The sequence below is a fragment of the Vibrio sp. 10N.261.52.A1 genome (assembly GCF_002876325.1).
Taxonomy (GTDB): domain Bacteria; phylum Pseudomonadota; class Gammaproteobacteria; order Enterobacterales; family Vibrionaceae; genus Vibrio; species Vibrio chagasii.
The window spans coordinates 1-1,038 of the sequence record NZ_MCYD01000208.1 but is presented as its reverse complement, the minus strand read 5'-3'; the positions used below and the strand labels follow the sequence as shown (position 1 = coordinate 1,038).

1 pseudogene is annotated in these 1,038 nt (G+C 39.1%); it reads left to right on the top strand.

Going from position 1 to position 1,038, the window contains the following annotated elements:
• Positions 1–787 precede the first annotated feature (787 nt).
• A pseudogene (locus tag BCT81_RS29520) lies at positions 788–1,038 on the top strand (hypothetical protein); the annotation flags it as partial.

Here is a 1,038-nt window from a genome sequence, read left to right as displayed (position 1 = left end):
GTATATCGGACGTTACTTACCTAATTACCTAAGCGGATTTCCTAGTCTAAAACGGGAGCAAAGTTTACGTTAACGTATTTTTAACTTAAGAGAGTAACTAAGCTCAGCCACAAGGAGGTTAGCAACAATGGTTTATCAATGGGCAGTGTTTCGTCATCAGCGTCCTATTTTGGGGGCGGGGTGTGAATTTTTTGTTGTCATATTCGCTTTTTTATCAATAGCTTTACCTCTGATATATGAAGAAAGCTTATTGATGCTGGGAATATCTTCAGGACTTGCCATCATCTGCTTTATTCTATTTTTACTTTTTGCCCAAAGTGACAAGCTCCGAAGGTCTATGTCTAACTAGAAAAATGGTCTTCTTAAAGGAAGATAAGTCCCTGTTCTTGGGTATTTAAGCCCTGCGATTCCCCATACTTTTGGGTTCTAATTATTTTACTAATTGAGCAAAGCCGCTTGGTAGTTAAGGTACGACAGAATCGCTTGGTGATCACAGAGAACTAGCTACCGTGTCTAGCTCGGATCTGCCCCAAACCTTCACAGAACCTGCAAACGGAACACCTGAGCAGTACACCAATAGACCAAGTTAATCTAATCCGTACTTTGATCTCTTATACTCTCTTATACGGTATTTTCCGTAATTCGACCCCGCAACTATATGCCGATTCACATAACAGGTTGATACCAGTTGAGTTTTATAATAAATGGCAGCAACATAGACGGAATGCAAAGACGGAAAAAGTCCGTCTACGAAGCGTTAGCCCTCTCGAATGAAATAGGTTACAAAGTGATTACAAAAATAGCTAGAAATCCTGAAAAATTTGATTCATTTGAGCTTTATTCGAAGCTTTGTGCAAAAAACGCTCTGGATATAAATGACGAAAATTCAATTGATAAGGTTATAGAAGATCTCCGGACATCGTTAAAACAAAACCACAAAAATTTGAACCTTGTGTTCGGAAAACGAGTTGAATCAATGTTTGGGATGCTGGCCGCATCCTTAGGTAAATGTAGTCTTATAAAGCAAGAAGATGGTGG